General features: G+C 56.7%; 5 protein-coding genes and 1 pseudogene. 3 read left to right on the top strand and 3 right to left on the bottom strand.

Translation table 11 applies throughout. The features are described from left to right. The first annotated feature begins 477 nt into the window (after positions 1-477). Positions 478-2211, top strand: coding sequence for a diflavin flavoprotein (locus ACWIUF_RS03560; protein ID WP_448570844.1), 1734 nt, complete (start codon positions 478-480; stop codon positions 2209-2211). A gap of 40 nt (positions 2212-2251) precedes the next feature. On the opposite strand, the gene ACWIUF_RS03555 is transcribed toward ACWIUF_RS03560, so the two are convergent. Further along, entirely contained in the window at positions 2252-3517 is a 1266-nt protein-coding gene (locus tag ACWIUF_RS03555; RefSeq protein WP_448570843.1) for a serpin family protein, read from the bottom strand. Between the two features lie 462 nt (positions 3518-3979). Between ACWIUF_RS03555 and ACWIUF_RS03550 the strand changes: the two genes are divergently transcribed. Beyond that, on the top strand, positions 3980-5629 hold the full coding sequence (locus ACWIUF_RS03550) for a Ppx/GppA phosphatase family protein (RefSeq protein WP_448570842.1): 1650 nt from the start codon (positions 3980-3982) through the stop codon (positions 5627-5629). Between the two features lie 67 nt (positions 5630-5696). Here ACWIUF_RS03550 and ACWIUF_RS03545 read toward each other — a convergent pair whose 3' ends face one another. Both ACWIUF_RS03545 and ACWIUF_RS03540 read right to left on the bottom strand, forming a co-directional pair. Further along, positions 5697-5843 (bottom strand): hypothetical protein, encoded by a 147-nt coding sequence (locus ACWIUF_RS03545; protein ID WP_448570840.1) that lies wholly within the window; start codon positions 5841-5843, stop codon positions 5697-5699. A gap of 83 nt (positions 5844-5926) precedes the next feature. Continuing rightward, the gene (locus tag ACWIUF_RS03540) at positions 5927-6280 is read right to left on the bottom strand and encodes a Uma2 family endonuclease (RefSeq protein WP_448570839.1); all 354 of its coding nucleotides are present in this window, start codon (positions 6278-6280) and stop codon (positions 5927-5929) included. A 155-nt stretch (positions 6281-6435) separates the two neighbouring features. Between ACWIUF_RS03540 and ACWIUF_RS03535 the strand changes: the two are divergent. After that, a pseudogene (locus tag ACWIUF_RS03535) lies at positions 6436-6763 on the top strand (Uma2 family endonuclease); the annotation flags it as partial.

Genomic DNA, 6763 nt, shown 5'->3' with positions numbered 1-6763 from the left:
CCCTGACGCCACCCATACCCCAGTGTTCCCCACCCCCCAGATCGCGATCGGGCAAGGGGGAGTGTGCTGGCTTGCGCCGGCAACGACGAAGAGAGTGTTTGAAAAGTCCACAAACAAGTCGTTTTGGCGACTAAAGTCGCCACTACAAACGCCAAGCAACCCTGAGAACAGCCAAACGTTGAAGTTCGTAGTCGCGGTTTTAACCGCGATCCCCCTTTTAAAACAGCCTCTAAAGTCGTGACGACGAACGTTGCGAAACTTTAGAGGTTTACGGTAGTTGATGGTTTAAACCGACGGGTAGAAGATAAGCCACCGCTAATCCACGCTTGAGTAAATTCAATCATCTGGGCCGGGGGGCTAGCCCCAAGACCGCCAATGGCTCCCGGTTCTCCCGTTACAATAAGTTAAGCAAGTGACACCCTTCCCGATCGGGCGTCATGGGATATGGGTTCTGACGAGAAAGCACAAGGAGGCACAATGGTTGGCATGGTCGAAACTGCCACACGGCGACTGACAATTCAGGTGGTTGACGCGATCGCTGCCGACACCACCGCCATCCGATCGCTCGACTGGGATCGCGATCGCTTTGATATTGAATTTGGCCTACGGAACGGCACCACCTACAATTCCTTCCTGATCCGGGGCGAGAAAGTTGCCCTCGTAGACACCTCCCACGAGAAATTCCGCCAGCTTTACCTCGACGCCCTGCAACGGTTAATTGACCCCACCACGATTGACTACCTGATCATCAGCCACACCGAACCCGACCACAGTGGCCTCGTGCGGGATTTTCTCGCCTTGGCCCCCCAAGTGACCGTGGTTGGCTCCAAGGTGGCCTTGCAATTTCTCGATAACTTAGTCCATCAACCCTTTGAGCGCCTAATTGTCAAAAACGGCGATCAGATCGACCTGGGGAAGGGCCATATTCTCGAAGCCGTCATCGCCCCCAACCTCCACTGGCCCGATACCATTTTTACCTTCGATCACCAAACCCGTATCCTGTTTACCTGTGATGCCTTCGGGATGCACTATTGCTCCGACAAGCTCTACGACGAAGATTTACAGGAAATTGAAGCCGACTTCCAGTTCTACTACGACTGCCTCATGGGTCCCAATGCCCGCTCTGTCCTGTCAGCCCTGAAACGGATGCAGCCCCTCGGGGAAATCCACACGATCGCCACGGGGCACGGTCCCCTCTTGCGCTACAACCTGGGGGAACTGACGGGCCGCTACCGGGAATGGAGCCAAAACCAAAGCACCGCCGAAACCACCGTCGCCGTCTTCTACGTGTCCGACTATGGCTATAGCGATCGCCTCTCCCAAGCGATCGCCCGTGGGATTACCAAAACGGGGGTGGCCGTGGAAATGGTGGATCTTAAATCCGCTGACCTGCAAGAAATCCGGGAGATTGTCGGGGAAGCCGCCGGTCTGATTATTGGCACGCCGCCTGCCACCGGTCCCGCGGTTGCTGCCACCCAAGCAGCCCTTAGTACGGTCCTGGCCTCGGCCCACGCCAAACAAGTGATTGGTTTGTTTGAGTCCCACGGGGAAGACGACGAACCCATTTATCCCCTCCAAAACAAGTTCCGGGACTTGGGCCTAGGGGAAGCCTTCCCAGCCATTCGCATCACCGAACCAGTTATCACAGAAGCCGTTTACCAGCGCTGCGAAGAGTCGGGCACGGATGTGGGGCAATTCCTCAGCCGCGATCGCACAATCAAGCAAATGAAGGCCCTCGACACGGATCTGGACAAGGCCCTAGGACGGCTCAGCGGCGGGCTATATATCATTACCGCCCAAAAGGGCAGCAGCAGCGGGGCGATGTTGGCCTCCTGGGTGTCCCAGGCCAGTTTCCAGCCCTTGGGGGTTTCAATCGCGGTGGCCAAGGATCGGGCGATCGAATCATTAATGCAGGTGGGCGATCGCTTTGTCCTGAATATTCTGGAAGAAGGCAACCACCTCGCCCTGATGAAACACTTCCTCAAGCGATTTCCCCCAGGGGCCGATCGCTTTGCCGGGGTTAAAACCTACGAAGCCGAGAACGGTGCCCCGATCCTAGCGGATGCCCTCGCCTATCTGGAGTGCGAAGTGGTCAGCCGCATGGACTGTAGCGATCACTGGATTGTCTACAGCAGCATTCACGCCGGTCGCGTGTCCAAGTCGGAGGCCCTCACCGCTGTCCACCACCGCAAAGTGGGGAATCACTACTAGGTTTAACTGGCCCAGCATCACAACAGCGGGGGCAATGGCGCTACTCCACTGGTGTCACGATTGACCCCATGAAGAGTACGGCCCCCGTCCGGCTATCGCGAATCACACAAAAGAACGGGCGATCGACCACCATCGTAAACGGCTCGATGGCCATGACTGCCGAACGCACCCCAATCCCGATCGCCGTCACCCCCGTGGCCTCCGTCCCCGTTTCATCCAACTCCATAAACGTTTTATGCTTTACCCGGCTCACATAGGCTGGTTGGGGCGTGAGGGCAGCAAAGTTTGCCCGATAGGGATCAAAAGCAAGCCCCATACCCAAGGTCTTGAGCGCCTCATTGAGGGTAACATCCGATCCCAGGCGCAGGCGGGGAAGATGTAGGCTACCGGGATGGCGTTCCATACGTTGTGTCCACTGCCGCCAATTGTCCGCCGTGAGTTCACGATAAAATCCGGCCAACTCCACCCCTGGACGGGGCAGGAACAGATCAAAGCTAAAATGCCCTTCGCCATAGGGTAGGCTGATCGCCTGGAAGGTGGGTGTTTCGTAATAGCGATAGGTACCCGTTTGCACCATAAAAGGATAGGCGCGTTGCTGGCCGTTGGGAAGCGCAAAGGGCTGATCGCGGGTTTGGGCCGCATCAAACTTGACCGCCCATTGGCCTTTAAAGAAGATGGCATTCAGCAGAAACAGGGCTTCATCGACCTGAATTCGACTAATGATTTGGGGGATATGTCCGCCGGTCTGGGCTTGTACCCACTGGTTAATCGTTCCCACCGCATTGGGGTTACCAAAGTCCAACACACCCACTCGCGCCTGGTAAGTAGACTGCATCCGTTGCACAAACTGGGGCTGGAGGCTTAAACGCTGATCGGCCCATAGGGAATTGGCCAGCGTGGTTTGAACCGCAGGCTCATGGGTGATCAAGGACTGGACGAGGGTCGCATTGGCCTGGTTAACCTCCTCTAGGGGCATTTCCGTGAGTTCAAGGGCAGTGGCGATCGCCCGTTGGGTTTCCCCCGTCGCCCCGTTGTAGAGCATACTCAGCGCGATGGCCACACTAGTCGGTGAAATTAATAGATTCTGATTCGGGTGCGACGACAATAGGGTCGTAAACAGTTGAAACCCAAACCGGGTTTGCGATCGGGTTAGTTTCACTTGCTGGGACGAGGGATAGGCTTTGGGGAGCACAGACATTGGGGCAGGGGCGGGGTTGGCGATCGCCGGCAGGGACAGGCGCAACTGAATCAGCCCTCCCGTTAGGAGGCAGAACCAGCCAAGCCAGCCAAATTGAGGGCGCTTCATGGGCAAAAGATAAAGTCGTATTGAAGAGAGAGGACGGTGGGTCAATCGCCATTACCCTAGATCTTCATCAGCATCGGCCAAGTTCCGGGTAGCGGCTGATCCCTGGCCGTAGGGCAACTCGTCCCCCCACGCTTGGGGCAACGATCGCCGACCATCGCCTTTAAGCCTGGGTTAACCAGCACCCCCGATCGCCGCCACCTGCTCCCATTGTACGGATAATTAAGCACTCGCAAAAGAAAAACAATACAAATATACTATAATCAGGCCAAGCTCTGGCCAGTCCCCTGTCATCACCCCGTCTGGGGGCGGGTTGCTTTTGAAGAAAGATTGTTGTTTGTAAGCAATGTTTAAGAGTTCGCCGAGAAAGGGTTAAACTTCAGGCGCGGGAAACCGGGGGGCGATCGCTCGTCCTAAGATTTAAGGGTGCGCCACCACACTGTTGATCAATTGGGGAAGATAGGCATGGTGACAACGTTGGCAGGACTGCAACCCGCCCAACCCACGATCGCGCCAGATACAGAGCAAACCCTAGCCGCGATCGATATTGGGACCAACTCCATTCACATGGTGGTGGTGAAAATCCAACCCATCCTACCCACGTTTACGATCGTGGCGCGGGAGAAGGAAATGGTGCGTCTAGGGGAGGGGGCCTTGCAAAAGGGAACACTCTCCCCGGCAGCCGTTACCCGGGCCATGCGGACCCTCAAGCACTTTTTGATCCTGGCCCAGGGGATGCAGGTGGATGCCACGATCGCCGTGGCTACCAGTGCGGTACGGGAGGCGACGAATGGTCAGGAATTTCTGCAACAGGTGCAGAAAGAACTCGGACTACACGTTGATTTGATTTCCGGGCAGGAGGAGGCCCGTCGGATTTACCTGGGTGTCCTGTCGGGGATGGAGTTTCACCAAAAACCCCATGTGGTTATTGATATTGGTGGTGGGTCAACGGAGTTGGTATTGGGGGATGGCCATGCACCGCGTTTCCTCAGTAGCACCAAGGTGGGGGCCGTGCGGCTGACCAGTGAAATGGTGACCACGGACCCGATTAGCAGTAGCGAGTTTCGGGTGTTGCAAGCCTATGTCCGGGGGATGTTGGAGCGCAATACCGATGAATTACGGCAGCACCTCAAACCAGGGGAAGTGCCCCGTCTGGTGGGGACATCGGGCACGATCGAAACCTTAGCAGCCCTCCATGCTGCCGAAACCCAGGGAACTGTGCCCAGTCCGTTAAATGGGTATGAGTTTAGTCTGGCGGATTTGCGGGACATGATTAATCGCCTGCGCAAGTTACCGATCGCGGAACGGCAGGCACTCCCCGGTTTGTCCGATCGGCGGGCGGAAATTATTGTGGCCGGTGCCCTGGTGTTGCAGGAGGCAATGGCCCTGTTAGGGCTAGAGACGATCGTGGTGTGTGAGCGTGCCCTGCGGGAAGGCATGATTGTCGATTGGATGCTCACCCACGGTTTGATCGAAGATCGCCTGCGCTATCAGCGGGAAGTCCGGCATCGCAGTGTGTTGCACCTGGCCCAGAAGTATAAGGTGAATATGCCAGCGGCCAAACGGGTGGCGGAGTTGTCCCTGAGCCTATTCGACCAAACCCAAGGGGTTTTGCATCCCTGGGGACCCGCAGAGCGTCAGTTGTTATGGGCCGCGGCCATCCTACACAACTGTGGTCTTTATGTGAACCATGCGGCCCACCATAAACATTCCTATTACCTCATTCGCCACGGTGAACTCTTGGGCTATACGGAAGCGGAAATTGAGACAATCGCCAATTTAGCCCGCTATCACCGCAAAAGTGCCCCCAAAAAGAAGCACGAGAATTATCGCAATCTGCTGAATAAACAATCTCGCCTCATGGTCAATCAACTCAGTGCCCTCTTACGGTTGGCCGTCGCCCTCGATCGCCGGGAGATGGGGGCCATTCGGGCAGTGACTTGCGAGTGTCAGCTTGACAAAAAGCAATGTTGCCTGCATCTACAACCCATGCAAGCCAATGATGACTGTGCCCTGGAGTTGTGGTGCTTGAATTATAAAAAGGCAGCCTTTGAAGCTGAGTTTGGCCTGAAGCTCGTCGCTAGCTTAGATGCCCAAATAATCGCCGATCTCTAGGGCGATCGCCCAGACGAGGCCAATGGGCGATCGGGCGGATGGCTGCCCTCATTTTGAACACCCGGTTTCAGCCACCGATGGCGGGATCGCGATCGTCCAGGGACCAGCCCGTGAGGGTATTCGCTGATGCGCAAGAGGCTTTGAGATAGAGTTCGACAACCGTGCGCCCAGCGGCCAGAAAATTGGGCAGGGTGTGTAACGGTGGGCAAGGCATGGGTACCCTTTGTGTATCTATATCAAGCTTAGCGGTTGCGATCGCGGATAGAACTGGCGACTGGCTGGGCTGGGGTTGGGGGGCTACGCCAGGAGGTGCTCAAGCGCGATCGTGATCTCTGGGAAGGCGAGGGGGGTGAGGGTGCCTTCCCGGCGGGTTTGGATGTCGCGATATTGACCAGCTTGGGGCTGACACAGGCTATGGAGTTGGGGGACGGTGAGGTCGATGACCCAGCATTCGAGGATGGCGGCGGTGGCATAGAGGGCGGCTTTGACTTCGAGGTCGATCGCGAGGCTGGTTTGGGCGACTTCGATTAGCCAGAAGATATCGGCGGGGGTGGGATGTCGATCGCGGTAGGTGGTTTCGGGTAGGCGAACGATGGCGATGTCGGGTTCGGGTTCGGAGTCGGCGAGGGTAATGGGGCCATTGAAGCGCACGCGGTAATCATTTGGTGGTAGTCAGCGACGGACCATTTGGCGAGGGTGGTGAGCATGGGGTTAGCGGGGGAGGGGGGTCATGGGCGCTTTCTCTATGCATATCGAGCTTAGCGGGAGATGCTAGGCTAAAACCAACGTGCCCACTGGTGATCGCCATGCCCCAACCGCCACTGCCACCAGCGCTCCAGTCTATGCCGCCCCGTGAAACCCTGCCCACGATGTACGATCTCCCCAGTGAAGATCCAGAGGAGCCAGGATTGCCCGACGAGTTCCACATCATGCAACCGCGACTCTTACAAGAAACATGCCAGTCGCCCATTCTGGGAACGGATGCCCTCTTTTTTGGTACGGATCTGAATCTTTACTATGATTGGCGACACCCCCTCTGGCATAAACGTCCCGATTGGTTTCTCGTCTTGGGGGTGAATCCGGCCACCCGCCAGCAGGAATTGCGCTGGAGTTATGTCATTTGGCAGGAGCAGG

This window comes from Trichothermofontia sp., from assembly GCF_053493415.1.
This window is presented reverse-complemented; position numbering and strand designations above follow the sequence as displayed.